The sequence below is a fragment of the Pseudomonas sp. GW822-FHT05A08 genome (assembly GCF_058800485.1).
Map to the genome: position 1 here is coordinate 5,543,480 of NZ_CM179511.1, position 24,528 is coordinate 5,568,007.

At 59.8% G+C, this 24,528-nt stretch carries 27 protein-coding genes and 1 tRNA gene; 5 read left to right on the forward strand and 23 right to left on the reverse strand.

Annotated features, from left to right (window positions below):
• Positions 1–92: 92 nt before the first annotated feature.
• The 17 genes from AC3RCP_RS24865 to AC3RCP_RS24945 all read right to left on the reverse strand — a co-directional run bounded on the left by AC3RCP_RS24865 (position 93) and on the right by AC3RCP_RS24945 (position 13,409).
• Positions 93–168: transfer RNA gene (locus AC3RCP_RS24865), tRNA-Lys, on the reverse strand.
• Positions 169–231: 63 nt separating this feature from the next.
• Positions 232–921 carry a 7-cyano-7-deazaguanine synthase QueC gene (queC, locus tag AC3RCP_RS24870; protein WP_492570804.1) on the reverse strand — a complete coding sequence of 230 codons (690 nt, stop codon included), beginning with the start codon at positions 919–921 and terminating at the stop codon, positions 232–234.
• 1 nt (position 922) lies between these two features.
• Positions 923–1,570: a 7-carboxy-7-deazaguanine synthase QueE gene (queE, locus tag AC3RCP_RS24875; protein WP_007931105.1), complete on the reverse strand. Its 648-nt coding sequence runs from the start codon at positions 1,568–1,570 to the stop codon at positions 923–925.
• 166 nt (positions 1,571–1,736) lie between these two features.
• A complete protein-coding gene (gene ybgF, locus AC3RCP_RS24880) occupies positions 1,737–2,561 on the reverse strand; it encodes a tol-pal system protein YbgF (protein WP_038576387.1) in 825 nt (274 codons plus the stop codon).
• Positions 2,562–2,567: 6 nt separating this feature from the next.
• Positions 2,568–3,065 (reverse strand): peptidoglycan-associated lipoprotein Pal, encoded by a 498-nt coding sequence (gene pal / locus AC3RCP_RS24885; protein ID WP_003178634.1) that lies wholly within the window; start codon positions 3,063–3,065, stop codon positions 2,568–2,570.
• A 52-nt stretch (positions 3,066–3,117) separates the two neighbouring features.
• On the reverse strand, positions 3,118–4,377 hold the full coding sequence (gene tolB / locus AC3RCP_RS24890; protein ID WP_007931107.1) for a Tol-Pal system beta propeller repeat protein TolB: 1,260 nt from the start codon (positions 4,375–4,377) through the stop codon (positions 3,118–3,120).
• Positions 4,378–4,415: 38 nt separating this feature from the next.
• The gene (gene tolA, locus AC3RCP_RS24895) at positions 4,416–5,495 is read right to left on the reverse strand and encodes a cell envelope integrity protein TolA (protein ID WP_007931108.1); all 1,080 of its coding nucleotides are present in this window, start codon (positions 5,493–5,495) and stop codon (positions 4,416–4,418) included.
• Positions 5,495–5,947 carry a protein TolR gene (gene tolR, locus AC3RCP_RS24900; RefSeq protein ID WP_007931110.1) on the reverse strand — a complete coding sequence of 151 codons (453 nt, stop codon included), beginning with the start codon at positions 5,945–5,947 and terminating at the stop codon, positions 5,495–5,497. Before tolR ends, tolA begins: the two co-directional genes overlap by 1 nt.
• Positions 5,948–5,961: 14 nt before the next feature.
• Positions 5,962–6,657: a protein TolQ gene (tolQ, locus tag AC3RCP_RS24905; protein ID WP_007931111.1), complete on the reverse strand. Its 696-nt coding sequence runs from the start codon at positions 6,655–6,657 to the stop codon at positions 5,962–5,964.
• Positions 6,647–7,114 carry a tol-pal system-associated acyl-CoA thioesterase gene (gene ybgC / locus AC3RCP_RS24910; protein WP_025805902.1) on the reverse strand — a complete coding sequence of 156 codons (468 nt, stop codon included), beginning with the start codon at positions 7,112–7,114 and terminating at the stop codon, positions 6,647–6,649. The genes tolQ and ybgC overlap by 11 nt, the downstream gene beginning before the upstream one ends.
• A gap of 139 nt (positions 7,115–7,253) precedes the next feature.
• Positions 7,254–8,312, reverse strand: a complete 1,059-nt coding sequence (ruvB, locus tag AC3RCP_RS24915) for a Holliday junction branch migration DNA helicase RuvB (RefSeq protein WP_492570803.1) — start codon at positions 8,310–8,312, stop codon at positions 7,254–7,256.
• Positions 8,313–8,921 carry a Holliday junction branch migration protein RuvA gene (ruvA, locus tag AC3RCP_RS24920; RefSeq protein WP_007931117.1) on the reverse strand — a complete coding sequence of 203 codons (609 nt, stop codon included), beginning with the start codon at positions 8,919–8,921 and terminating at the stop codon, positions 8,313–8,315.
• Positions 8,922–9,035: 114 nt separating this feature from the next.
• Positions 9,036–9,560 (reverse strand): crossover junction endodeoxyribonuclease RuvC, encoded by a 525-nt coding sequence (gene ruvC / locus AC3RCP_RS24925; protein WP_007931118.1) that lies wholly within the window; start codon positions 9,558–9,560, stop codon positions 9,036–9,038.
• A gap of 156 nt (positions 9,561–9,716) precedes the next feature.
• Positions 9,717–10,463, reverse strand: a complete 747-nt coding sequence (locus AC3RCP_RS24930) for a YebC/PmpR family DNA-binding transcriptional regulator (RefSeq protein ID WP_101338895.1) — start codon at positions 10,461–10,463, stop codon at positions 9,717–9,719.
• 117 nt (positions 10,464–10,580) lie between these two features.
• Positions 10,581–12,356 (reverse strand): aspartate--tRNA ligase, encoded by a 1,776-nt coding sequence (gene aspS, locus AC3RCP_RS24935; RefSeq protein WP_007931129.1) that lies wholly within the window; start codon positions 12,354–12,356, stop codon positions 10,581–10,583.
• Between the two features lie 96 nt (positions 12,357–12,452).
• Positions 12,453–12,674 (reverse strand): FmdB family zinc ribbon protein, encoded by a 222-nt coding sequence (locus tag AC3RCP_RS24940; protein WP_007931131.1) that lies wholly within the window; start codon positions 12,672–12,674, stop codon positions 12,453–12,455.
• Between the two features lie 261 nt (positions 12,675–12,935).
• A complete protein-coding gene (locus AC3RCP_RS24945; protein ID WP_009045289.1) occupies positions 12,936–13,409 on the reverse strand; it encodes a Dps family protein in 474 nt (157 codons plus the stop codon).
• Positions 13,410–13,866: 457 nt separating this feature from the next.
• On the opposite strand from AC3RCP_RS24945, the gene AC3RCP_RS24950 reads away from it, so the two are divergent.
• Positions 13,867–14,472: a cold-shock protein gene (locus AC3RCP_RS24950; protein ID WP_007931134.1), complete on the forward strand. Its 606-nt coding sequence runs from the start codon at positions 13,867–13,869 to the stop codon at positions 14,470–14,472.
• A gap of 78 nt (positions 14,473–14,550) precedes the next feature.
• On the opposite strand, the gene AC3RCP_RS24955 is transcribed toward AC3RCP_RS24950, so the two are convergent.
• Positions 14,551–14,757, reverse strand: a complete 207-nt coding sequence (locus AC3RCP_RS24955) for a SlyX family protein (protein WP_007931136.1) — start codon at positions 14,755–14,757, stop codon at positions 14,551–14,553.
• A 3-nt stretch (positions 14,758–14,760) separates the two neighbouring features.
• Positions 14,761–15,186 carry an HIT family protein gene (locus tag AC3RCP_RS24960; protein WP_101338896.1) on the reverse strand — a complete coding sequence of 142 codons (426 nt, stop codon included), beginning with the start codon at positions 15,184–15,186 and terminating at the stop codon, positions 14,761–14,763.
• A gap of 922 nt (positions 15,187–16,108) precedes the next feature.
• Between AC3RCP_RS24960 and AC3RCP_RS24965 the strand changes: the two genes are divergently transcribed.
• Positions 16,109–17,461 carry an OprD family porin gene (locus AC3RCP_RS24965; RefSeq protein ID WP_101338897.1) on the forward strand — a complete coding sequence of 451 codons (1,353 nt, stop codon included), beginning with the start codon at positions 16,109–16,111 and terminating at the stop codon, positions 17,459–17,461.
• A gap of 191 nt (positions 17,462–17,652) precedes the next feature.
• Here AC3RCP_RS24965 and AC3RCP_RS24970 read toward each other — a convergent pair whose 3' ends face one another.
• Together AC3RCP_RS24970 and AC3RCP_RS24975 are read right to left on the reverse strand one after the other, a co-directional pair.
• A complete protein-coding gene (locus tag AC3RCP_RS24970; RefSeq protein ID WP_101338898.1) occupies positions 17,653–18,492 on the reverse strand; it encodes a mechanosensitive ion channel family protein in 840 nt (279 codons plus the stop codon).
• A gap of 137 nt (positions 18,493–18,629) precedes the next feature.
• On the reverse strand, positions 18,630–19,115 hold the full coding sequence (locus AC3RCP_RS24975; protein WP_007931144.1) for a YajQ family cyclic di-GMP-binding protein: 486 nt from the start codon (positions 19,113–19,115) through the stop codon (positions 18,630–18,632).
• A 146-nt stretch (positions 19,116–19,261) separates the two neighbouring features.
• On the opposite strand from AC3RCP_RS24975, the gene AC3RCP_RS24980 reads away from it, so the two are divergent.
• The 3 genes from AC3RCP_RS24980 to AC3RCP_RS24990 are packed head-to-tail and all read left to right on the forward strand — an operon-like array spanning position 19,262 to position 22,842.
• A complete protein-coding gene (locus tag AC3RCP_RS24980) occupies positions 19,262–20,179 on the forward strand; it encodes a putative 2-dehydropantoate 2-reductase (RefSeq protein ID WP_492570802.1) in 918 nt (305 codons plus the stop codon).
• Positions 20,180–20,224: 45 nt separating this feature from the next.
• Positions 20,225–22,261 (forward strand): sensor histidine kinase, encoded by a 2,037-nt coding sequence (locus tag AC3RCP_RS24985; protein ID WP_492570801.1) that lies wholly within the window; start codon positions 20,225–20,227, stop codon positions 22,259–22,261.
• A gap of 2 nt (positions 22,262–22,263) precedes the next feature.
• A complete protein-coding gene (locus AC3RCP_RS24990; protein ID WP_101338901.1) occupies positions 22,264–22,842 on the forward strand; it encodes a cob(I)yrinic acid a,c-diamide adenosyltransferase in 579 nt (192 codons plus the stop codon).
• A 78-nt stretch (positions 22,843–22,920) separates the two neighbouring features.
• On the opposite strand, the gene AC3RCP_RS24995 is transcribed toward AC3RCP_RS24990, so the two are convergent.
• Positions 22,921–23,859 carry a Nudix family hydrolase gene (locus AC3RCP_RS24995; protein WP_492570800.1) on the reverse strand — a complete coding sequence of 313 codons (939 nt, stop codon included), beginning with the start codon at positions 23,857–23,859 and terminating at the stop codon, positions 22,921–22,923.
• Entirely contained in the window at positions 23,856–24,488 is a 633-nt protein-coding gene (locus tag AC3RCP_RS25000; RefSeq protein WP_007931154.1) for a glutathione S-transferase, read from the reverse strand. Before AC3RCP_RS25000 ends, AC3RCP_RS24995 begins: the two co-directional genes overlap by 4 nt.
• Between the last annotated feature and the right edge of the window lie 40 nt (positions 24,489–24,528).

The window sequence follows — 24,528 nt, forward strand, 5'->3', positions numbered from 1 at the left end:
ATCCAGTGCGCCATTACATTTTCTGCAGGCAAAAAAAAACCCGAAAATCCTCACTTTCGTGGGCCTTTCGGATTTTAAATACTGCTAGAAAATGGTGGGTCGTGTGGGATTCGAACCTACGACCAATTGGTTAAAAGCCAACTGCTCTACCAACTGAGCTAACGACCCGCTGTGTGGTGGCGCGTATAATACTGATTTATAAAAAGAATTCAACACCCAATATGAAAAAAATCAAAAATAAGGTGTTGGGTCGCTGACACCGGCCGCAGCAAACCCTTCCGCGCGCAGACGGCAGCTGTCGCACTTGCCGCAAGCACGCCCTTGATCATCGGCCTGGTAGCAGGACACGGTCAGGCCGTAATCAACCCCGAGCTTGACGCCCGCCTTGACGATATCGGCCTTGCTCAGGTTCTGCAGCGGTGCCTGGATACGGAACCCCTGCCCCTCTACCCCGGCCTTGGTCGCCAGGTTGGCCATGCGTTCGAAGGCCTCGACAAACTCCGGACGGCAATCCGGATACCCCGAATAGTCCACGGCGTTGACGCCAATAAAGATGTCCCGCGCGCCCAGCACTTCCGCCCAGCCCAGTGCCAGGGACAGGAACACGGTGTTACGTGCCGGTACGTAGGTGACGGGGATCCCTTCGCTCGGGGCCTCGGGCACATCGATGGAGCTGTCGGTCAGCGCGGAGCCGCCGATACCGTTGAGGTTGAGGCCGATCACCTTGTGCTCCACCACTCCCAGGTCGTGAGCGACACGTTCAGCCGCCTGCAACTCGGCGCGATGACGCTGGCCGTAATCGAAGCTCATGGTGTAGCAGCGATACCCTTCGGCGCGGGCCATGGCCACTACGGTGGCCGAGTCCAGACCGCCGGACAGCAGGATTACCGCCCGCTTTTCAGTGGCAACTTGTTCATTCATATCAGCGCCCCGGCTCGTCATTCCAAAGGTATTTATGCAGCTGCAATTGCAGGCGCACCGGCAGGTTGTCCGCAACGATCCAGTCCGCCAGATCGCGCGCATTCAGGTCGTGATGGCTCGGCGAGAACAGCACCTCGCCCGCCCGCCGTTCCAGACCATACTGGATCAGCTTGGAAACCGCCCAGTCATAGTCCTCACGGGAACAGATGACAAACTTGACCTGATCGTTCGGCGTCAGCAGTTCGATGTTTTCGTAACGATTGCGCTGAGCTTCCTGCGACCCCGGCGTCTTCAGGTCGAGCACTCGACTGACACGCGGATCGACCGCGGAAATATCCAGGGCTCCGCTGGTTTCCAGCGAGACTTCGTAACCGGCGTCACACAGCTGCTTGAGCAAGGGAATGGCATTAGGCTGCGCCAGAGGCTCGCCACCGGTCACACAGACGTAACGCGGGCGGAAACCGGCGACCTGCTCGAGAATGCTCTCGAGGGTGCGGATGCTGCCACCGCTGAAGGCGTAGGCACTGTCGCAGTATTGGCAACGCAGCGGACAACCGGTCAGGCGCACAAATACCGTGGGCAGGCCGGCAGTCCGAGTTTCACCCTGCAACGAGTAGAAAACTTCGGTAATTCTCAATGTGTCTTGCATAGTCGCCACGGGCGTAACAGCTAAACAGGCTGTCCGCCTCCGTCAGGCACCTCGAGGAATCCCGCAAACACGGTAATCCCAGGAAGCGTGTTTCATAAAAAGGGCATGGATTCTAACGAAAAAACCCGCGACAAGCGCGGGTTTCTTCAAAACAGCTCAAACTCGATTACATGCGTTGCAGATCGCGCTGAGCCAGCTGGGCGGCGGAAGTACCCGGATATTGGGCCACCACCTGCTGCAGAATGCCCTTGACCTTGTCAGTGTGGCCCAGGCGGCGCTCTACGTCAGCCAGCTTATACAGCGAATCTGGCACCTTGGCATGCTTCGGATACAGCTGGGAAACCTTGGCAAATGCCTGGCCGGCACCTTGCAGGTCACCTTTGGCCAGGTTCACTTCGCCCAACCAGTACTGGGCATTACCCGCGTATTGGCTGTTTGGGTATTTACGCAGGAACGCGGCGAAAGCCTGGCTGGCCTTGTCGAAATCCTTGGCCTTGATCAGGTCGAAGGCTGCTTCGTAATACAGCTTTTCCTTCGCCGGATCGCCCGGTTCACTGCTTGCCGCTGGAGCTTGCGAGGCAGCCCCGGCAGCTGCACCGGCGGCACTGGCATCGCCACCGGCAGAAGAATTATCAGGAGTCGCGGCAGGTGCACCGCCCGCTCCAATGCGTCGATCAAGATCCTGGTAACGCTCCAGGCTTTCCTGCTTCATACGCGCAATATCGTTTTGCAGTACTTCAATCACACCTTGTTGCCGTGCGATTTGATCCTGCATTTGCTGCAGTTGCTGGAACAGCTCGCCCTGTGCCGAGACAGGGGTCGAAACCCCTCCCCCGGCATAGGCGCCGTTCGTGCCATAACCCGCTGGCGGATAACTGCCTCCGCTATTGTTATAGCCCGAGTTGTTATCGACCACAGGAACCGCAGCCCACGCCGAAAGCGGCGCGAGGCTGAGAGCCAAGACAGTTAGAGCACGACGGCACGTTCGCATGACGAATTACTTACGCAGTTCGACGCGACGGTTTTGAGCCCAGGACTGCTCGTCGTTGCCGGTAGCAACTGGACGCTCTTCGCCGTAGGAAACCAGTTCCAGCTGAGCTGGGGAAACGCCTTGCAGCACCAGGTAGCGCTGAACGGCTTTCGCACGACGCTCGCCCAGAGCCATGTTGTACTCACGAGTACCACGTTCGTCGGTGTTGCCTTCCAGAACAACGCGAGCGCCGTTTGCTTTCAGGTCTTTGGCGTGAACGTCCAGAGCGCGCATGGCTTCTGGCTTCAGGTCCGAGCTGTCGTATTCGAAGTAGAAGGTGGTGATTGCGCGCAGAGCAGCTTCTTCGCTCAGGGAGCCGTCAACTGCACCGGTGTTAGCGCCGTAACCAGCGTTTGGATCAACAGCGCCTTCACCAGCGTTGTCGCCGCCTTTGGAGGAGCAACCTACAGCTACAGCCATGGCCAGAGCCAGCGCAGCAAACTTACCAAACTTCAGCATTTCCATCGTGAAACTCCTAATGAACCCCAGTGTGTTAAGTAAAACGTAAAGCGCCGCGTCAGTTCAGGTAAGGGGACCAGGACGGTTCTCTGACTTCGCCTTGAGCGGTAGGAAGCGGGAGCCTCACGCGTCCATTAATGGACACGAGCATCAAGACTCCCCGGCCCTGCTGGCGGGTGGCGTAGATTACCATGGTGCCGTTGGGCGCAACAGTAGGCGACTCATCAAGTGTGCTGTCGGTAAGGATTTTTACGTTGCCACGCTGCAAATCCTGAGCAGCTACCTTGAAGTTTGTGAAGCCGTCCTGCCGGTGAATCATGACCAGGGTTTTTTCATCCGCGGACAGTTTCGGGTTGGCGTTGTAGTTGCCCACGAAAGTCACCCGTTCCGCACCGCCACCACCAGCACTGGTCTTGTAGATCTGTGGCTTGCCACCACGGTCCGAGGTGAAGTAGATGGTCGAACCATCCTTGCCCCAGAACGGCTCGGTGTTGATGCCAGGCCCCGCAGTCACACGCGAGATCTGACGCGAACCCAGGTTCATCACATAGATGTCCGGGTTGCCGTCCTTGGACAGCACGAACGCCAGGCGCTGGCCGTCCGGCGACCAGGCAGGCGCGCCGTTCAGGCCTTCGAAGTTGGTGATCTGCTCGCGACGGCCAGTGTCGATGTGCTGAACGAAGATGCGCGGGCGCTTCTGTTCGAACGACACATAGGCAATGCGCTTGCCGTCCGGCGCGAAGCGCGGCGACAGGATCGGCTCACGGGATTGCAGCAGGGTCACCGCGCGCGCGCCGTCATAGTCGGAGCGTTGCAGGGTGTAGCGCGTGTTCTTCTCGGAGAAACGCTCTGCCGTGACGTACAGCATGCGGGTCGAGAAGGCGCCCTTGATACCGGTGAGCTTTTCGAACGACTGGTCGGAGATGTAGTGAGCCATGTCGCGCAACTGGTCGACGCTGCCCGAGACGCTGCCGGTCAGCACTTGCTGTTCGGTGGCGACGTTGAACAGGGCGTATTGCACCTGCAGGCGACCGCCCGCCGGAACAATGCTGCCGACCATGATGTACTGGGCGCCCAGGGCCTTCCAGTCACGGTAGATGACTTCGCTGGCCTGGGTCGGCAGGCTGATCATGTTCTGCTTTGGAATCGGCGAGTAGTAACCCGAATTGCGCAGGTCGTTGCCGATGATTTCCGCCATGTCGTCGGGCAGCACGCTGCCCCCTTGCCAACCGAATGGCACTACGGCGATTGGCGTGGCCCGGTCACTGCCACTGGTGACCAGAATGTTCTTTTCATCCGCTGTCGCTATCCCTGCCATACAGCAAATAACGACAAGCAATCCTCGAAGAAGGTTTCTCACAAGGCTAGATCCTCAGGTGTGAATGTCATCTTGAATGAACGATACGGAGCGAAATCGCTCGGCTTCATTCCCTGCATTTCTGTCAAACGTCCAATGTTCTTGACCGCAGCTACCGCCGAGGCATCGAACGGACCATCGCCGCTGGACTTGGCCACCGACACGGAAGTCACCGTACCATCCGGCAACATGCCGATTTGCAGCACGACAGTCATGTTGTTGCGCGCCGAAGGAGGACGAGCCCAGCCTTCCGCCGCACGAGCACGAATCAGATCGTCGAAACTGCCCGCGACTTCATCGCCCTGCTCGTCCGCCAAGGCCTGCTGACGCTGCGGCGTGTCGGAAAGCAAATCAGCCAGGGCCTGGGCCTTTTTATCTTCGGCGGATTTACGCGCTGCTTCCTGAGCCTTTTTCTTGGCTGCGTCGGCGGCGGCTTTCTTCTTCGCGTCCTCGGCGACCTTCTTCTTCGCCTCGTCTGCTTCAGCTTTCTTCTTGGCGTCTTCCGCGGCTTTCTTCTTCGCGTCTTCGACTATCTTTTTCTTCGCCTCTTCAGCGGCCTTTTTCTTGGCCTCTTCTTCGGCGGCTTTCTTGGCTTCTTCTTCGGCTTTCTTTTTGGCTATATCAGCCAATTGTTTCTCTTCAGCCTTTTTCGCTTCCGCAGCCTTCTTCGCGTCGTCGGCTTTCTTGGCTTCATCAGCCTTCTTCGCCTCATCCGCTTTCTTGGCTTCGTCGGCCTTTTTCGCTTCCTCGGCTTTTTGAGCAGCCTCTTCTTTCTTTTGTTCCGCAGCCTTGACCGCTTCCTGCTCGACCTTTTTCTGCTCCATCTGCTCGACTTCGGTCTGGCGCGCGGCGGATTTCTTCGCCTCACCCGCAATCTTCTGATTGGTCTGGGTGGTCGCCTGACTTTTCGATTTCAGCTGATACAGGGTCGCCTGGACGATCGGCTTGGACGGCGGCAACTCCGGCGTCATGGCAAAACTGACGAACAGCATGCCGAACACCAGAACGTGCAGGGCAATTGCCCACACGCTAGGCCAGAAGTAGCTTTCCGAGGCGGACGGCTCTCGCTGTTGCTGCATCAGGGCGCCTCGGTAATCAAGCCAACGTTACCGACGCCGGCCTTCTGCAGTCCGCCCATGGCGCCCATGACGGCGCCGTAGTCGACGGACTTGTCGCCGCGAATGAACACCTGGGTATGCTTGCCGCCTTCATTGCCGGCGCGAATGATCTTGGTCACGGCGTCGGTCATCTGCGGCAAGGTCATGGCCTTGTCCATCTGCTTGTCGGTGTCGACTTCGCTGCCAAGGTTCCAGTAGTAGGTCTTGTCAGCCTTGATCGAAATGGTCAGGACCTGGGTGTTGTTGTCCTGCGGCAAGGCTTCGCTGGAAACCTTGGGCAGATCGACTTTCACGCCCTGATTGAGCATCGGCGCGGTCACCATGAAGATAACCAGCAGTACCAACATCACGTCGATGTAGGGCACCACGTTCATCTCGGCAACCGGCTTGCGTTTGTGGCGAACTCGGGCCATGGGGATTTACCTGCTCACTCTTCGCTGGTGTGCACTTTACGGTGCAGGATCGCCTGGAACTCGTCGGCGAAGGTGTAGTAACGGCTGATCAGGGTCTCGCCACGGGCCGCAAAGCGGTTGTAGGCGATAACGGCCGGGATCGCGGCAAACAGGCCGATCGCGGTGGCGATCAGGGCTTCGGCGATACCCGGCGCAACGGTCGCCAGGGTCGCCTGCTGGGCGCTGGCCAGGCCGCGGAAGGAGTTCATGATCCCCCAGACGGTACCGAACAGACCGATGTAAGGGCTGACCGAGCCGACAGTGGCGAGGAATGGCAGGCTCTGCTCGAGCTTCTCTTCTTCTCGGGAGATCGCGACACGCATGGCACGCGCGACACCTTCCATGACCGCCTCGGGATCAACGCCCGACTGCTGGCGCAGGCGCGAGAATTCCTTGAAGCCGGCACGGAAGATCTGCTCCACGCCCGAATCAGGGTCCGGGTTGCTGCCCGCCTGACGGTACAGCTTGGACAGGTCGATACCCGACCAGAAGCGCTCTTCGAAGCTCTCCAGGGCGCGTCGACCGGCACGCAGCAGGTTGCTGCGCTGAAAGATCATGATCCATGAGGTCACCGATGCGGCTACCAGGGTCAGCATTACCAACTGCACAACGATGCTGGCATTGCTGACCAGGCTCCACATGGAGGAATGGTCGACGACGTTAGCTTCCACGCTTTATCTCCTGCTCTGAGTGTGTACCCGCGCCGCTCACGTCGGCAAAGGCCGCACGTAGAGCTTCGGGAATGGCCCGGGGTTTCAAATTGTCGGTGCGCACACAGGCCACCAGAAACTGCCCTTCGCAGAGCAGTGCATTATCCGTGGCTCGCCTGACCTGCTGTTTGAAGCGCAGGCTGGCCCGGTTCAATTCGATGACTTCTGCACTTACCAGAAGCTCGTCGTCCAGTCGCGCCGGCGCGTGGTAGCGCGCTTCGCTGGAATGCACGACGAACAACAGGTTCTCCCCTGCCAGCTGCGATTGGGCAAAGCCCAGATCTCGTAGCCGTTCGGTTCGAGCCCGTTCCATAAACTTAAGGTAATTAACGTAATACACGATGCCGCCGGCATCGGTGTCTTCGTAATAAACGCGACAACGATGTGCGAACGACTCAAGCCCGTTTTGCGCGCGCATACTCTAGTGCTTACTCCTCAGGTTGCCAATCCGGCCGGGCAACTGTTTTTCATTCTCGAACGGCTTTCTGGCGAAATAACGACAATGCCAGCCCCCTAGGACCGCACAAGCTGCGAATAAATCGCTGCCCAAGCGGTTATTAATCGTCCACGGCATCGAGGAATTCGTCTATCACAGGCATCTCCCCCAATCGTGACGGGATGTTTAGCCCGAAATGCAGATAGGCATGCCGGGTCACCACACGCCCCCGCGGCGTACGCATGATATAGCCTTGCTGGATCAGATAGGGCTCGAGCACATCCTCGATGGTATGCCGCTCCTCGCTGATGGCGGCCGCCAGGCTGTCGACCCCCACCGGCCCGCCGTCGAACTTCTCGATCATGGTCAGCAGCAGGCGCCGGTCCTGGTGGTCGAAGCCACGTTCGTCGACATCCAGAAGGTTCAGCGCCAGGCCGGCGATGGGTTTGGTGATGTGGCCCTTGGCGCGAACCTCGGCAAAGTCCCTTACCCGGCGCAACAAACGGTTGGCGATACGCGGCGTCCCGCGGGCGCGCCGGGCGATTTCAAAGGCGCCATCCGGGTCCAGCGGCAAGCCGAGAATGCCGGCGGAGCGCCCGACAATGGTCGCCAGGTCCGCGGTGCTGTAGAACTCCAGGCGCTGGACGATACCGAAGCGATCGCGCAGCGGGTTGGTCAGCATGCCCGCGCGGGTCGTCGCCCCCACCAGGGTGAACGGCGGCAAGTCGAGCTTGATCGAACGGGCCGCCGGCCCTTCGCCGATCATGATGTCCAGCTGGAAATCTTCCATGGCCGGGTACAGCACTTCCTCGACGATCGGCGACAAGCGATGGATTTCATCGATAAACAGCACGTCGTGCGGTTCGAGATTGGTCAGCAGCGCCGCCAGGTCCCCTGGGCGCTCCAGCACCGGCCCCGAGGTGCTCTTGATCGACACCCCCATTTCCTGGGCGATGATGTTGGCCAGCGTGGTCTTACCCAGGCCCGGCGGGCCGAAGATCAGGGTGTGGTCCAGCGACTCGTTGCGCCCGCGGGCAGCCTGGATGAACAGCTCCATTTGCTCGCGCACCGTTGGCTGGCCGATGTATTCGGCCAGGCTGACGGGGCGAATCGCACGGTCCTGGACTTCCTCGCGCTCACGGGGGCCCGTGGCGGCGATCAAACGATCTGCTTCTATCACTTAAATCATTCCCTTCAGGGCGCGGCGAATCATGTCTTCACTGCTCAGGCCTTTTTCCTTGATCGCGGAAACGGCCTTGCTGGCTTCCTGCGGCTTGTAGCCCAGGGAGATCAGGGCGCTGACCGCATCGGTCTCGGCACTGGCCACCGGCATCGGCGCATCCGGCTGGTTCGGCACCAGGGCAAACATGCTCGGTACGGTTTCCCAGGCCTTGAAGCGGTCCTTGAGCTCGACCAGCAGGCGCTCCGCGGTCTTTTTACCAACCCCCGGCACCTTGGTCAGCGCCGAGGTGTCCTGCGCTTGCACGCAACGCACCAGCTCGTCGACCTCCAGGCTGGACATCAGCGCCAGCGCCAGTTTCGGCCCCACGCCGTTGAGGCGAATCAGTTCGCGAAAGAAGTCCCGCTCGCGCTTGCTGGCAAAGCCATAGAGTAACTGGGCATCTTCACGCACGACCAAATGGGTGTGCAGGGTGAGCGGTTCACCGACCGACGGCAGACGGTACAGGGTGGTCATGGGGACTTCCACCTCGTAACCCAGGCCGTTTACATCGAGAATCAGGTACGGCGGCTGTTTTTCAGCCAAGGTGCCGCGCAAGCGTCCAATCACGTTTCAGATCCTTAGCTCAGGCCAGATCAGCGGCCGGCGAGTCATACAGCGAAGATCCGGGCCGGGCAGACAGGCGCGGGACACTCCACTCATCAAATGTTTGCGCAGATGCTATCAGAGACGCAGGCGGCCGCCACGACTGCGTGCGGTACCCAGGCCGTGGGGCAGCAGACTGGAACGGGTGTGGGCATGACAGATGGCAATCGCCAGGGCGTCCGAGGCGTCGATCTGCGGCTTGCTGGTCAACTTGAGCAAGTGCATGACCATCATTTGCACCTGTTCCTTGTTGGCCCCACCGGTGCCCGCCACGGCCTGCTTGACCTGAGTGGCGGTGTATTCGGCGATTTCCAGGCTCTCCTCGGCTCCCGCCACGATCGCCGCGCCACGGGCCTGACCCAGTTTCAGGGCCGAATCGGCATTACGCGCCATGAACACCTTTTCAATGCCCATGGTCACCGGACCGTAGGTCTGAATGACCTCGCGAACCCCGCGATAGACAATTTGCAGCCGCTCATGCAGCTCGCCGGCGCCCGTGCGAATACAGCCCGAGGCCACGTACACGCAGCCACGCCCGGTATCACGTACCACGCCGTAACCGGTGATGCGCGAACCCGGGTCGATACCAAGAATAAGAGTCATAACGCCTGCAAAGAGAAAATTCGGTTGCCTAAGGTAACGCCGGAAGAAGCCGGAAAAACAAAAAAACGCAGCCTTCGACAGCTCCCCTACAGGTACAGCGTAACCCTGTGTGTAAAGGGGGGAAACCGCCGAAGGCTGCGATCTTTTATCGCGCTATCAGCCGAGTTGCTCGGCAACCGACTGGGGAATATCCGCGTTGGAGTAGACGTTCTGCACATCGTCCAGGTCTTCGAGCATGTCGATCAGCTTGAGGACCTTCTCGGCGCCTTCCAGATCCAGCTCGGCACTGGTGGTCGGCTGCATGACAATTTCCGCGTCATCGCCCTTGAAACCGGCCTCTTCGAGCGCGTTACGCACTGCATAGAAGCCAGTGAACGAGGTAAATACGTCGATCGAGCCGTCTTCGTGAACGACCACGTCATCGGCGTCGGCTTCCAGCGCCGCATCGGTCAGTGCGTCCTCATCGACGCCCGGCGCGAAGCTGATCTGTCCCTTGCGTTCGAACAGATACGCCACCGAACCGTCGGTGCCAAGATTGCCGCCACATTTGCTGAACGCATGGCGCACGGCCGCTGCGGTACGGTTGCGGTTGTCGGTCATGCACTCGACCATCACCGCCACGCCGCCCGGGCCGTAACCCTCATAGGTCAGTTCTTCGACGTTGTCGGCCTCGGTCGCACCCGCACCACGGGCGATGGCGCGATCGATGATGTCGCGGCTCATGTTGGCGCTCAGGGCCTTGTCCAGGGCCAGGCGCAGACGCGGGTTGGAACCAGGCTCGCCACCGCCCTGACGAGCGGCGACCGTCAGCTCACGGATCCACTTGGTGAAGATCTTGCCTCTCTTGGCATCCTGACGCTCTTTGCGGTGCTTGATGTTCGCCCACTTGGAATGACCTGCCATAACGCGCTCCAAATTCTCTTTGAAACATTGCCCGCAACGCCTGTAACAGCGGGCGGGCAACAAATATCTCGACCCAATAGAAAAAGGCGCATCCGCAGATGCGCCTTCAGGTCGGCCTTACTCAGCCTTTGGCTGTTCGCGCAAACGGATGTGCAGTTCGCGCAGCGCCTTGGCGTCGACCAGGCCAGGAGCCTGGGTCATCACGCAAGCGGCGCTCTGGGTTTTCGGGAAGGCGATCACTTCACGGATCGACTGGGCGCCGGTCATCAGCATCACCAGGCGGTCCAGGCCGAACGCCAGGCCACCGTGCGGCGGCGCGCCGTACTTCAGGGCGTCCAGCAGGAAGCCGAACTTCTCTTCCTGTTCCGCTTCATCGATGCCCAGCAGACGGAAGACCGCCTGTTGCATTTCCTTGCGGTGGATACGGATCGAACCGCCACCCAGCTCGGTGCCGTTGAGCACCATGTCGTAGGCGCGCGACAGAGCGGTCGCCGGGTTGGCTTCCAGTTCTTCCGGCGAGCATTTCGGCGCGGTGAACGGGTGGTGCAAGGCGGTGAAGCTGCCGTCGTCGTTCTCTTCGAACATCGGGAAATCGACAACCCACATCGGCGCCCATTCGCAGGTCAGCAGGTTCAGGTCGTGACCGAGCTTGATCCGCAGCGCGCCCAGGGCCTCGCTGACGATCTTGGCCTTGTCGGCACCGAAGAACACGATGTCGCCGTCGACCGCACCCACGCGATCGAGGATCACATTCAGGTTGGCTTCCGGGATGTTCTTGACGATTGGCGACTGCAGACCGTCAACGCCATTGGCGCGCTCGTTGACCTTGATGTAGGCCAGGCCCTTGGCACCGTAGATGCCGACGAACTTGGTGTAATCGTCGATCTGCTTGCGCGGCATGCTCGCCCCGCCAGGAACGCGCAAGGCGGCGATACGGCATTTCGGATCGTTGGCCGGACCGCTGAACACCTTGAATTCCACGTCCTTGAGCTGGTCGGCAACGTCCACCAGCTCCAGCGGGTTACGCAGGTCCGGCTTGTCGGAACCGTAGCGACGCATGGCTTCTTCAAAGGTCATGTGGGGGAATTCGCCGAATTCCAGATCCAGCACTTCCTTGAACAGGTTGCGAATCATGCCTTCGGTCAGGCCCATGATGTCTTTTTCATCGAGGAAGCTGGTTTCGATGTCGATCTGAGTGAACTCAGGCTGACGGTCGGCACGCAGGTCTTCGTCGCGGAAGCATTTGGCGATCTGGTAGTAGCGGTCGAAGCCGGCGACCATCAGCAACTGCTTGAACAGCTGTGGCGATTGCGGCAGAGCGAAGAAGCTGCCGGCGTGGGTACGGCTCGGCACCAGATAGTCACGCGCGCCTTCAGGGGTGGCACGGGTCAGGATCGGGGTTTCGACGTCGAGGAAACCGTTCTCGTCCAGGTAGCGACGAATGCTGGTGGTCATGCGCGAGCGCAGACGCAGCTTCTCGGCCATTTCCGGACGGCGCAGGTCGATGAAGCGATAGCGCAGGCGGGTTTCTTCGCCCACGTCGGAGTATTCGTTGAGCGGGAACGGCGGAGTTTCCGCTTCGTTCAGCACTTCCAGTTGGTAGCCCAGGACTTCGATCATTCCCGAAGCCATGTTGGCGTTGCCGGCACCGGCCGGACGCAGGCGCACCTTGCCGGTGATCTTGACCACGTACTCGCTGCGCACGCGGTCGGCAGCGGCGAAGGTTTCAGCGCGGTCCGGGTCGAACACCACCTGGGCCAGACCTTCACGATCACGGATATCGAGGAAGATCACCCCGCCATGGTCGCGACGACGGTGGACCCATCCGCAAAGGGTGACTTCCTGACCTTCCAGGCTTTCGTTCAGTTGGCCGCAATAATGGCTGCGCATCATGGTAGTGGTTTCACTTCTCGTAATTCGAAATTCGATGGGAGGCCTTGCGCACCTCGGGGTACCGGATAATGCAAGAGCTCGCGCGTGTCGTTCAACTTAATCAGCTTTGTCGCCACCGGCCAGGTTCTTCTTGGCGCCGGTTTTGAAGTCGGTCTCATACCAGCCCGAACCGCTGAGGCGGAAACCTGGCATGGACAGCATTTTTTTCAGCTCGGGCGCCTGGCAGGCAGGGCAATCGACCAACGCAGGCGCGCTGATCTTTTGAATGGCTTCCAGCTGATGACCACAGGAAGCACATTGGTAGTCGTACATGGGCATGAGAGCGTCTCGGCGTACTTAACGTCTGGCTTAACCCGTGCCGAGGCCCGGGTTATATAGCAAAGGGCGGGATTATATCCATTAAATCGGCCCTGTGCAGCCGTATGACGGCGCCGATAGACCACCGCCCGCCGAAACAAAGCCAGCTTCCCGCTGCCATACCCCACTCATCGGCCTGAGGACGAACAGCGATGATCAGACGACAAGTCGCGCCCCATAAAGGCAAATGGCGCCGATAACGGCGCCATTCGGTCTGCGGGACTATTGTTCGCTCAACAGCGAGCGCAGCATCCACGCGGTTTTCTCATGCACCTGCATCCGCTGGGTCAGCAAGTCTGCGGTGGGTTCGTCGCTGACCTTGTCGATGATCGGGAAAATGCCACGGGCAGTGCGGGTCACAGCTTCCTGCCCCGCCACCAGTTGCTTGATCATCTCATCGGCGCTTGGCACACCCTCTTCTTCCTTGATCGAAGAAAGACGCGCGTAGATGGAATAGGCACCCGGAGCCGGGAACCCCAGGGCGCGGATACGCTCGGCAATCAGGTCCACCGCCAGCGCCAGTTCGTTGTACTGCTCCTCGAACATCAGATGCAGCGTGCGGAATTGCGGCCCCGTGACGTTCCAGTGGAAATTATGGGTCTTCAGATAAAGCACATAAGTATCTGAAAGCAGGCGAGAGAGCCCCTCCACGATGGATTTGCGATCTTCTGCACTGATACCGATATCGATTGCCATGTCTATCTCCGTTAGCACATTGAATTCAACAGGTCAGGTACCGGACCACTCTAACAAGACTGCCCTGCACCCGCAGCCCGGGATTGCCCGAGGCACTGCGACAGATTGCCCACCAAGCGGGCGGCCAGTACCTGCAAGAAGGCCCACGCCGGTTGTGACCCGCCTGAAAAGCCGCCGTTCTACTTTTTTGGGGGCTGGCTCTCTAGAACAAGGCTTTGCCCGATAGTCCGGTATTCCCTCAGGACAACCAGGGCTTTCTCCCTCCTCCCGGCCACAGCGCCTGATTTGAGAAGGTCTGGGCTTTGCTGTTAAATAGAGGCCGTGTCGTTGTTGCCTATTTCTCGGCCTCAGCGCATAGGCTGATCCCGCGCACGTGCTCACCGCCTCCCATTGTTCAGAAGCGAACCGTGCACGCTCAGCTCTTCCTTGTGATCCGTCTTAACGTGAGTTCATTAAAATGTTGAAAATCGTCCACCTGCTAACGGGCGCAGCAGCCTTGCTGCTGTCCTTTATCCCTAGCCTGCGATCTGAAGCCGTTCCCTTCCTGCAACAACCCGATGCTCTTTACCTGGCCTTTTTCGGCCTGCTCAACCTGACACTGGCTCCGGTTATCCCCTACTGGAACAAAGGCCCGCGTCACCAACTGCAAAACCTGGTCAGCGCGCTCCTGGTGCTGGCGGTGGTCTTGCAGACCTTGACCCTGCTGGCACCAATGCCGGTTATCGCAGGTCAACCGGCTGTGCTGTTCAGCCTGCTGACCGCGGCGATCGCCGTTCTTCTGCACCTGGCCGTCAGCTTCTACAAATCGTCTCCCTCGGCCAATACCTCGCAAACCTATGACATGAGCAATCGCGATACCGGCACCGTCAAGTGGTTCAACACTTCGAAGGGTTTCGGCTTCATCTCTCGCGACTCCGGCGATGATATCTTCGTGCACTTCCGCGCCATCCGTGGCGAAGGTCACCGCGTCCTGGTGGAAGGCCAGCGCGTGGAGTTCTCCGTCATGAATCGCGACAAGGGCCTGCAAGCCGAAGACGTGATTGCGGCATTGCCGCGGCGCTGATTCACGCCCATAAAAAAACCGCGACGCAGCCATGCTGCTCGCGGTTTTTTATTGCCTGAACGGCAGGCCGCCCGATGCTCAGTAATGTGGTGGCGGAGCCTCTTCTTCGAATGACTCGAACTGCCCCACCATTTCCTCCTGACGTTTGAGCAAGGCGGCCATCTGCAATTGCAGACGTTCGACCACCCGCTGCTGCCCTACCAGCACGTCGTTCAGGGCTTGAATGGTGTCATCCTGAAAAGCCAATCGGCTTTCCAGATCGGTTACCCGCTCTTCCAGGTTCATGACTCAGCCCTCCAGAAACTTGAAATCATCGGTCAGGACCAGTCGTAACCGCTCACGAATCGCAGCCACCTGTTCGGCGCCGTAGGGCTTGGCAGGCAGCTTGCCCCATACCGGAGCAGGCCAGGCCGCATCGTCGCGCTTGCGAACGATAACGTGCATGTGCAACTGGCTGACGACATTACCCAGAGTCGCCACATTCAACTTGTCCGCATCGAACGAGTCTTTAAGCAACTCCGCCAGCGCCGTGGTTTCTCGCCATAGTTGCTGCTGGTCCGCGTCATCCAATTGAAACAACTCACTGATATCTTCCCGGCGCGGTACCAGGATGAACCACGGGTAATTGGAATCGTTGGACAACAGCAGCCGGCAAAGGGGGAAATCCCCAATGGGCAGTGTGTCTTGTTGAAGTCGTGGATCTAAAGCGAACACCGCGCGCACTCCCGCTCAGCTCATCAAGTTTCAGCTTAGCGAACGCCATGACCGGCTGCCCGCCAAGCGACAGAACGGCAGCATACCTGCGAAAGCTCTTGCGTTCATCGCTCTGCTGCGCAGATCCCGCCTCAACATTCATCCTCGATGCCACACGTCAGAGCGCCCCGGCCTGGAACATTTTCCAGCGGGCTGCACCACGACAGAACGAAGCTCATAAAAAACAAGGAGAAAACCACGAAAGACCCCCTTGCCTGCGCATTCTTCCAGGGCCCGACGCCAGATGACGATTGAGCTGCATCAAGAAACTTTTGCACCAAAACCTCACAGTGCGTCTACGCTCAGTGCGTTAACCATCCGCCATCTACTCACTAAGCAGGGTGAACCGGTAACGTTTTGGAATGTCATGCGTTTTTTTCAGGGATCAACACCAGGAGGACAGGGAACGTCAAGCCCAAACAAAACGACCTTAAAACCACTGTTTTATGCGGTTTTTACAGCCAGAAGGGCTATCACCGAAAAAAACTCGGTGCCTTTGCGTTTTGTGCACGCTTGTTGCATTCACACCTACATTGTCCCAGGAGTAGCCATCGGAAAAGGCTTCTCCTGTGACTAATAACAATAGTGGCAAGGCTGCCCCATGGAGATTTGACTGCTTGACCAAAGTTCTTTTTGTTCCAGGTTCAAGCCTTCGAAAACAGCGCTGAAGTTGTCAGTCCGGGTACATGCGGACTGCGGATTTGCGACATTGATCGAGCATTTTGCGACAGGGTCGTAAAGAAGCTGAAAGGACTGATACGCAAGTATCGCCAACATTGTCGGCGTGATATAAGTTTGCGCCGACACAAAAAGAAAGAGCCGCCCAGATAATAAAACAGGTGGGACGGCAGTACTCTTCTAAAAACCAAAGGAGCAAATCACGATGCGCGTGATGAAGTGGAGCATGATCGCACTGGCAGTTGCAGCAGCCGCCAGTACTCAAGTGGCTACGGCCGCACCTTTTGTAAGTGACCAGTCTGAAGCCAAGGGCTTTGTTGAAGACGCCAAGTTCGACGTACTGCTGCGTAACTATTACTTCAACCGTGACAACAAAAATCGCAACAACGACCAGAAAGACTGGACCCAGGGTATCTGGGGTAACTTCAGCTCCGGTTACACCCAGGGTACTGTAGGCGTCGGCGTCGATGCGTTCGGTTATCTGGCGATCAAACTGGACGGCGGCGACGGCACTGGCGGTACCGGCAACATGAGCCGCGACTCCGACGGCGACGTCAACAAGAGCCAGGGCAAAGCCGGCGCTGCGGTGAAATTCCGCGTCTCCAAGACCGAGTTGAAAGTCGGCGACATGCAGCCAAGCACCGCCCCGGTCTTCGCGGTCGGCGGTTCCCGTATCCTTCCTCAAACGGCCAGCGGTTTCCAACTGCAGAGCAGCGAGATCAAAAACCTTGATCTGGAAGGCGGTCACTTCTATTCGGGCACCAGCCAGGATTCCAACGCCCGTAACGGCAACTTGTATGCTAACTATGCCGGCATCGCATCCAACAGCATCGACTACTTCGGTGGCAAGTACGGCATCACCGACAACCTGAGTGCATCGCTCTACGGCGCCAAGCTGGAAGATATCTGGAACCAGTACTACGCCAACCTGAACTACACCATCCCGATGGGTGGCGATCAGTCGCTGAACCTGGACGGCAACATCTACCGTACCACCGACTCTGGTAGCGCCAAGGCTGGTGACATCAGCAACACCACGTTCTCCCTGGCAGCGGCTTTCTCGTTCCTGAAAGCGCACACCCTTACCGTCGGGTTCCAGAAGGTCAATGGCGACACGCCATTCGACTACATCGGTATCGGTGGCCACGACACCACCAAGCGTGGCTCCAACCGTGGCGGCGACTCGATCTTCCTCGCCAACTCCATCCAGTACTCTGACTTCAACGGCCCGAACGAGAAGTCCGCACAGATCCGTTACGACCTGAAAATGGCCGAATACGGCGTGCCTGGCCTGAGCTTCATGACCCGCTACGTGAAAGGTTGGGACATCGACGGCACCAAGATGGACGCTGATAGCCCATACCGCCTATACGGTTATGGCGCAGACGGCAAGCACCACGAAACCAACTTCGAAGCCAAGTACGTTGTTCAGACCGGCCCAGCCAAAGACCTATCGTTCCGCGTTCGTCAGGCCTGGCACACTGCCAACGCCGACCAGGCCGAAGGTGATGTCAAAGAGTTCCGCCTGATCGTCGACTACCCACTGTCGATCTTGTAATAGCGGTTACTTCGCGAGTAATAAAAAAGGCCCATCATTCGATGGGCCTTTTTATTGGGGCTGGCAGCTCGCTGAAGCTCCGGTTATCGACAGCTTATTGTTACAACCAGGTTTCAAATACTCTCCAGCGAATACCGCGTTAAAAGCCTGACCACTCGATCAGACTTTTAATCCCTATCCCCGTTACTGACTCAAACAGCCGCTTCCTGAACCACACGAATCACGCGCTGTGGAAACGGAATATCAATACCCGCTGCCTTCAAGCGATCACGAGACAACTCGTTGAAGCGGAACATCACGTCCCAGTAGTCGGCAGTCTTCACCCAGACACGCAGCGAAAGAGTAATGGCGCTGTCACCCAGCATGGAAACCACCGCCACCGGCTCCGGATCGGCCAGCACACGCTCGTCCTTGGCCAGGTCCAGCAGAACCTCACGGGCCTTTTGCAGGTCAGCCTCGTAGTTCACGCCGACATCGAAGATCACTTTGCGGGTCATCTGGCGGTTGTGGTTGGTGATGATGCCGTTGGACAGGTTGCCGTTAGGCACAATGACGGTCTTGTTGTCACCGGTACGCAGCACCGTGTGGAAGATCTGGATGCTGTCGACCGTGCCGCTGATGCCCTGGGCTTCGATCACGTCACCGATGCGGAAAGGACGGAACAGCAGGATCAGCACACCACCGGCGAAGTTGGCCAGGCTGCCTTGCAAGGCCAGGCCGATGGCCAGGCCCGCCGCACCGATCGCGGCAACGAACGAAGTGGTTTCGACACCGATCATCGAGGCCACGCTGACAATCAGCAGCACCTTAAGAATGATGTTCGCCAGGCTGCTGATAAAACCCTGCAGGGCCTGGTCCGCATTACGCAGCGCCAGCAGCTTGCCGACCTTGTGCGTCAACCTGTTGATCAACCACCAGCCGATGGCCAGCGTGATGACGGCCAGCAGTACCCGACTGCCGTATTCCATGATCATTGGAACCCAGGCTTGGGAAGCCTTGACCAGGTTGTCCACTTCAGCATTCAAATCCATCTATCTCTCCTGATTCCCGGCTGCCGGGCACACAAAAAACAAGGGCAGAACGAGTAGCTTTATAAAGGCTCAATCGTTTCTGCCCACTACTCGGGCCTCGGACGCCAATAAGCTCGCGAGGTTCCCGAAAAATCCCATCAGTCGCGGAAGTTGTTGAACTGCAGCGGCATGCCGAACTCTTTCGCCCGCAGGGCGGCGATGGCTTCCTGCAGATCGTCGCGCTTCTTGCCGGTCACCCGTACCTGCTCACCCTGAATCGCAGCCTGGACCTTCAGCTTGGCGTCCTTGATGTGGGCAACGATCTTTTTCGCCAGCTCTTTGTCGATGCCTTCCTTGAGGGTGGCTTCCTGCTTCATCACCTTGCCCGAAGCGTAAGCGTCCTTGACCTCAAGGCACTGCACATCGATCTTGCGCTTGACCAGGGCCAGCTTGAGGATCTCGATCATCGCTTCCAGCTGGAATTCGGCTTCAGCGGTCAGGTTGACGGTGAGTTCCTTTTCCTTGAACTCGAAGCTGCCCTTGCCCTTCAAGTCATAGCGGCGGTCCAGCTCCTTGACGGCGTTTTCCACTGCGTTGGTGACTTCGTGTTTGTCCAGTTCGGATACCACGTCGAACGACGGCATGTAATTTCTCCAATAAAAAAAGGGGCGCAGCTCGATAAAGATGGAGCACGCCCGGTTTGCGGTTAAAATCCGGGCTCATTATAACGGGTCTTTCCCCTCCTTCACTGCGAGCCTCGCATGCGCCTGCCAAACCGAGCACCACGCTGATGTCGACGACCTGGCACATTCTGGGCGCAGGCAGCCTCGGCACCCTGTGGGCGACACGCCTGGCCCGGGCCGGCTTGCCGGCACGCCTGATCCTGCGCGATCAGGCCCGCCTGCAGGCCTACCAGGCCGCGGGTGGGCTGACGCTGGTGGAACAAGGGCAGGCCAGTTTTCACGCCATTCCCGGCGAGACGGTCGACAGCCCTGAGCCCATCACTCGCCTGCTGGTGGCCTGCAAGGCCTATGACGCGCAACAGGCCGTCAGCCAGCTGGTCTCGCGCCTGACGCCGGATGCCGAACTGATCCTGCTGCAGAACGGCCTGGGCAGCCAGGACGCCGTGGCCGCCCAAGTGCCGCAGGCCCGCTGCATTTATGCCTCGAGCACCGAAGGCGCCTTTCGCGATGGCGACTGGCGCGTGGTGTTCGCCGGCCACGGCTACACCTGGCTGGGGGACGCCAGCCACCCCACCGCGCCCTTCTGGCTCGACGACCTGAGCGCCAGCGGCATCCCCCATGAATGGAGCGCGGATATCCTGACCCGACTCTGGCGCAAGCTGGCGCTCAACTGCGCGATCAACCCCCTGACGGTCCTGCACGACTGCCGCAACGGCGGCCTGCTGCAGCATCATTGCGAAGTGGCGATGCTGTGCGTCGAGCTGAGCGAACTGCTGGAACGTTGCGGCCAGCCCGCCGCGGCCGAGAACCTGCAGCAGGAAGTGGAGCGGGTGATCCAGGCGACCGCCGCCAACTACTCCTCCATGTACCAGGACGTTGCCAATCGGCGCAGAACCGAAATCAGCTATTTATTGGGGCATGCCTGCGACGTTGCCGCCAGGCACCAGTTGCACCTGCCCAACCTCGGCCGCCTGCGCCGGCTATTGGTGGAACACCTGCAACAGCGCGGATTGCCCAGCGACTGAGCAGCGGCTACGCTGCCCACGTGTTCCTCTCTAGCGACGTCCCCGATGCCATTGCGCCAGCGCCTTGAAAACCTGCCGGTCGGCCAAAAACTGCTGGCCGCCTTGCTCGTCCTGCTGATTACCGTACTGCTGGTCGCCAACCTGACCTTCATCAGCGCCGCCTACTGGATCTCTCAGGAAAGCATGGCGCCGCAAGCCTTGCAGACCATCGGCCGGTTGGTATCCAACCCGACCCTGGCCGTGCAGGCGCTGGACTCGCCACAAAACGCCGAGAAGCTGCTCAACGAACTCAACAGCTACTCTCCCCTGCGTGCCGCAGCGATCTATGACGGCAAGGGCACCCGATTGGCCCAGTTGCAACATGGCGAACGCCTGAATCTGCCGGAACGCTATCGGCATATCGAAGCCTGGCAACTGACCGAATTTCGCAGCAACCAGATCATCACCCTGCCCCGCGCCGGCCAGCCCCCCGGCCACCTGTTGCTGGTGGCCAGCAGTGAGCTGCCGATGGCCTTCTACACCGGCACCCTGACCGCGAGCCTGGGCATCCTGATCTTCAGCGTGCTGCTATGGCTGATCATTGCCCGGCAGATCAAACGGCTGATCACCCAACCCATCCATCAGCTGGAAGAACTTTCCCGGCAGGTGACACGCGAGGAAAACTACTCCCTGCGCGCCGCCCGTGGCAACCACGATGAAATCGGCAGCCTGGCCGAGGCCTTCAACACCATGCTGTCGCGCATCGAAGCGCGAGAACAGCAACTCAAGCGGGCCCGCGACGACTCCCAGGCGGCCTATGACCAGGCCCAGGGCCTGGCCGAGGAAACCCGTCACACCAACCGCAAGCTGGAGCTGGAAGTCCAGGTGCGCAGCAAGATCGAAAAGAAACTCACCGGCTTTCAGAACTACCTCAACAGCATCATCGACTCGATGCCCTCGGCGCTGATCGCCCTGGACGAGCAGCTCTATGTCACCCAATGGAACCAGGAGGCCAGCGCCCTCTCCGGCACCCGCCTGGACGAAGCGCTGAATCAGCCGATCTTCCTCGCCTTCGAACCGCTCAAGCCGTTCCTGCCACAACTCAAGGAAACCGTGGAGCAACATACGGTCACCAAGGTCGAGCGGGTCACCTGGGTCAAGGATGACGAAGCCCGGCATTACGCCTTGACCTTCTATCCGCTGATGGGTGGTGCCGGGCGCGGCGTGGTGATCCGGATCGACGACATCACCCAGCGCCTGTCCCTGGAAGAAATGATGGTGCAGTCGGAAAAAATGCTCTCCGTGGGCGGCCTGGCCGCCGGCATGGCTCACGAAATCAACAACCCGCTGGGGGCCATCCTGCACAACGTGCAGAACATTCGTCGGCGCCTGTCCCCCGAGCTGCCGAAGAATCAGGAACACGCCGAGCAGATCGGCATCGAGCTGGAAACCGTCAACCATTACCTTCAGAGCCGCGAAGTGCCGCAACTGCTCGATGGCATTCAGCAGGCCGGAGCCCGGGCGGCGAAGATCGTGACCCATATGCTCAGCTTCAGCCGGCGCAGCAACCGGCAGATGGCGCCTTGTGACCTGCCGGCGTTGATCGACCAGGCCGTGGAGATTGCCGGCAACGACTTCGACCTGGCCATAGGCTTCGACTTCAAGGGCCAGGCCATCATCCGCCAGTTCGACCCGCAACTGGGGCCGGTGCCCGGTACCGCCAACGAACTGGAGCAAGTCCTGCTCAACCTGCTGAAAAACGCCGCCCAGGCCATTCACCAGCGGGTAGACGACAGCGAACCCGGGCGCATCATCCTGCGCACCCGGCTGAACCCGCCCTGGGCGGAAATCCAGGTCGAGGACAACGGTATCGGCATGAGCGAAAACGTGCGAAAACGCACCTTCGAGCCGTTCTTCACCACCAAGGAGATCGGCCAGGGCACCGGCCTTGGGCTCTCGGTTTCGTACTTCATCATTACCAACAATCACAAAGGCCAGATGGAAGTGCAGTCGACGCAGGGCCAGGGCACTTGCTTCACCTTGCGTTTGCCATTGGCGGGCAGTCAGCCGCCACCACTGGAACATCCCCCACTGGAGAGGTAAGCATGGGCTTTCGCTTGTCGAAGATTTACACCCGCACCGGCGACAAAGGTGAAACCGGGCTGGGTGATGGGCGCCGGGTTCCCAAGGACCATCCGCGGGTCGAGGCCATCGGCGAAGTCGATACGCTGAACAGCCAGCTGGGGCTGCTCCTGGCCGGGCTGATCGAACAACGCATCGAGCATCCCGGCCTGCAGGAACTGATCGACGTCCTGGCGCCTTGCCAGCACCGCCTCTTCGACCTGGGCGGCGAGTTGGCCATGCCGGTGTATCAGGCACTCAATACCGCGGAAGTCGAACGCCTGGAAGCAGCCATCGATACCTGGAACGAAGAGTTGGGGCCGCTGGAGAACTTCATCTTGCCGGGCGGTTCGACCTTGATCGCCCAGGCCCATGTCTGCCGCAGCCTGGCGCGCAGCGCCGAGCGACACTGCCAACATCTGAATGCCGTGGAACCGCTGGAGGGGGTCGGCCTGGCCTACATCAATCGCCTGTCCGACCTGCTGTTTGTCGCGGCGCGCCTGATTGCCAAGCGCCAGGGGATTGCCGAGATTCTCTGGCAGGCGGCAGCGAAACCCGAATAACGGGCACATTTACCCTTCAGATTGCGAGCAAGCCCGCTCCTGCAACTTATGCAGGAGCGAACTGGCGGGTGACTGGCCTCAGGGCCAGAACGCGCGAATCCCCGCCACCCCTTGCGCACCGGCCTGCCAGGCCTGCTCGCGCTGATCCGGACCGATACCCCCCAGCAGGTACACCGGCTTGTTGAAACCGCTGATCAGTCGGGCGGCCTGCTCCCAACCCAGTGGCTGCGCCTCAGGGTGAGTCTGGGTCGGCTGGACCGGCGACAGCGTCACAAAGTCCACATCCATCTGCTGCGCCAGGGACAACTCTTCAGCGTCATGGCAAGACGCCGCCAGCCAGCGCTCCTTGCCAAAGGGACGTCCGGCGCTGGCGTATTTGCGCAGCTGCGCCGCAGTGATATGCCAGCCCGCCGAGGGGAAATCCCCCAGCCATTCGAACGGCCCCTTGAGCATCAATTGCGCCTTGCCCGCACACAGGCCGACCGCATCTACCGCCAGGTCGCGGTATTGCGGGTCGTAGCCGTTGGGCGCGCGTAGCTGGATCAACTTGCTGCCACCGGCAATGGCCTTCTGCATGCCCCGCAACAGCGCCGGTGTTTCCAGGCCTTCCGGGGTGATCAGGTAGTCGCTCGGCAAGCGCGCCGCCGCCACGATCGGCTGGTTGGCCGCCGGGAACTCGTAGTTCTCCAGCTCACGGGCCGTGACCCAGGCCAAAGGCTGGCCCTCGACGCCATGGGGTTCGCCGGTAAAGGCGCACACTTCCCAGACATCCAGCAACACCTGTTTGTCCGGGTAATCGTGCTGCACCTTGATCAACGGCCGCGCCTGGGACACCAGAATGCCCAGTTCCTCCTGCAGCTCACGGGTCAACGCCGCTTTCACCGCCTCGTCCGCTTCGACCTTGCCGCCGGGAAACTCCCAGAGGCCGCCCTGATGCTGGGTATCGGCACGTCGGGCAATCAGGATCCTGCCGTCGGCATCACGGATAACGGCCGCCGCCACATGTACTCGTTTCACCGCACTGCTTCCTCTAAACCGGCTTTCTGCCAGGCCTTGAAGGCTGGCCATTGATAGATCGTTTCAACATAGGCGGCATCGACAGCCGGCAGCGCCACCCGATAGGTGCGCAGGCGCACGGCGATTGGCGCAAAAAAGGCGTCCGCCAGGCTGACCCGACCAAACAGGAAAGGCCCTGGCTCGGTCGCAGCCATGCGACATTCGGCCCATAACGCCAGCATCCGTTCGATATCGGCCTGGGCCTCGGGCGGCATGGGTGAAAGCGCGGCATCGCGGCTCAGGTCGAACGGCAGGTTGCCGCGCAAGCCGAAAAAGCCGCTGTGCATCTGCGCGCAGGCGGAGCGGGCCTGGGCACGGGCGGCCACATCCCGCGGCCAGAGCTCGGCTTCGGGAAAACGCTCGACCAGGTATTCGGCAATCGCCAGGGAGTCGGCAATGGTGCCGTGCTCGGTCTTCAGCAACGGGACTTTGCCGGTTGGCGAATGCTTGAGAATCAGCTCGCGGGTATCGGGCTGGTTCAGCTTGATCAGTTCTTCGGTGTAAGTCGCGCCGGCCAGCTCAAGCGCCAGGGCGGCGCGCAGCGACCAGGAGGAATAGAGTTTGTCGCCGATGATCAGGTGAAGATTCATGTCGGGCACCTTTCAGAGGAGATGGAGGCCCGGGGCCTCC

What these genes read in the sequence shown, in the direction of transcription:
- queC (WP_492570804.1), bottom strand. Translation starts at nt 921, where the DNA reads ATGAATGAACAAGTTGCCACTGAAAAGCGGGCGGTAATCCTGCTGTCC.
- queE (WP_007931105.1), bottom strand. Translation starts at nt 1,570, where the DNA reads ATGCAAGACACATTGAGAATTACCGAAGTTTTCTACTCGTTGCAGGGT.
- ybgF (WP_038576387.1), bottom strand. Translation starts at nt 2,561, where the DNA reads ATGCGAACGTGCCGTCGTGCTCTAACTGTCTTGGCTCTCAGCCTCGCG.
- pal (WP_003178634.1), bottom strand. Translation starts at nt 3,065, where the DNA reads ATGGAAATGCTGAAGTTTGGTAAGTTTGCTGCGCTGGCTCTGGCCATG.
- tolB (WP_007931107.1), bottom strand. Translation starts at nt 4,377, where the DNA reads ATGGCAGGGATAGCGACAGCGGATGAAAAGAACATTCTGGTCACCAGT.
- tolA (WP_007931108.1), bottom strand. Translation starts at nt 5,495, where the DNA reads ATGCAGCAACAGCGAGAGCCGTCCGCCTCGGAAAGCTACTTCTGGCCT.
- tolR (WP_007931110.1), bottom strand. Translation starts at nt 5,947, where the DNA reads ATGGCCCGAGTTCGCCACAAACGCAAGCCGGTTGCCGAGATGAACGTG.
- ybgC (WP_025805902.1), bottom strand. Translation starts at nt 7,114, where the DNA reads ATGCGCGCGCAAAACGGGCTTGAGTCGTTCGCACATCGTTGTCGCGTT.
- ruvC (WP_007931118.1), bottom strand. Translation starts at nt 9,560, where the DNA reads ATGACTCTTATTCTTGGTATCGACCCGGGTTCGCGCATCACCGGTTAC.
- AC3RCP_RS24930 (WP_101338895.1), bottom strand. Translation starts at nt 10,463, where the DNA reads ATGGCAGGTCATTCCAAGTGGGCGAACATCAAGCACCGCAAAGAGCGT.
- aspS (WP_007931129.1), bottom strand. Translation starts at nt 12,356, where the DNA reads ATGATGCGCAGCCATTATTGCGGCCAACTGAACGAAAGCCTGGAAGGT.
- AC3RCP_RS24940 (WP_007931131.1), bottom strand. Translation starts at nt 12,674, where the DNA reads ATGCCCATGTACGACTACCAATGTGCTTCCTGTGGTCATCAGCTGGAA.
- AC3RCP_RS24945 (WP_009045289.1), bottom strand. Translation starts at nt 13,409, where the DNA reads ATGGCAATCGATATCGGTATCAGTGCAGAAGATCGCAAATCCATCGTG.
- AC3RCP_RS24950 (WP_007931134.1), top strand. Translation starts at nt 13,867, where the DNA reads ATGTTGAAAATCGTCCACCTGCTAACGGGCGCAGCAGCCTTGCTGCTG.
- AC3RCP_RS24955 (WP_007931136.1), bottom strand. Translation starts at nt 14,757, where the DNA reads ATGAACCTGGAAGAGCGGGTAACCGATCTGGAAAGCCGATTGGCTTTT.
- AC3RCP_RS24965 (WP_101338897.1), top strand. Translation starts at nt 16,109, where the DNA reads ATGCGCGTGATGAAGTGGAGCATGATCGCACTGGCAGTTGCAGCAGCC.
- AC3RCP_RS24970 (WP_101338898.1), bottom strand. Translation starts at nt 18,492, where the DNA reads ATGGATTTGAATGCTGAAGTGGACAACCTGGTCAAGGCTTCCCAAGCC.
- AC3RCP_RS24975 (WP_007931144.1), bottom strand. Translation starts at nt 19,115, where the DNA reads ATGCCGTCGTTCGACGTGGTATCCGAACTGGACAAACACGAAGTCACC.
- AC3RCP_RS24980 (WP_492570802.1), top strand. Translation starts at nt 19,262, where the DNA reads ATGTCGACGACCTGGCACATTCTGGGCGCAGGCAGCCTCGGCACCCTG.
- AC3RCP_RS24985 (WP_492570801.1), top strand. Translation starts at nt 20,225, where the DNA reads ATGCCATTGCGCCAGCGCCTTGAAAACCTGCCGGTCGGCCAAAAACTG.
- AC3RCP_RS24990 (WP_101338901.1), top strand. Translation starts at nt 22,264, where the DNA reads ATGGGCTTTCGCTTGTCGAAGATTTACACCCGCACCGGCGACAAAGGT.
- AC3RCP_RS25000 (WP_007931154.1), bottom strand. Translation starts at nt 24,488, where the DNA reads ATGAATCTTCACCTGATCATCGGCGACAAACTCTATTCCTCCTGGTCG.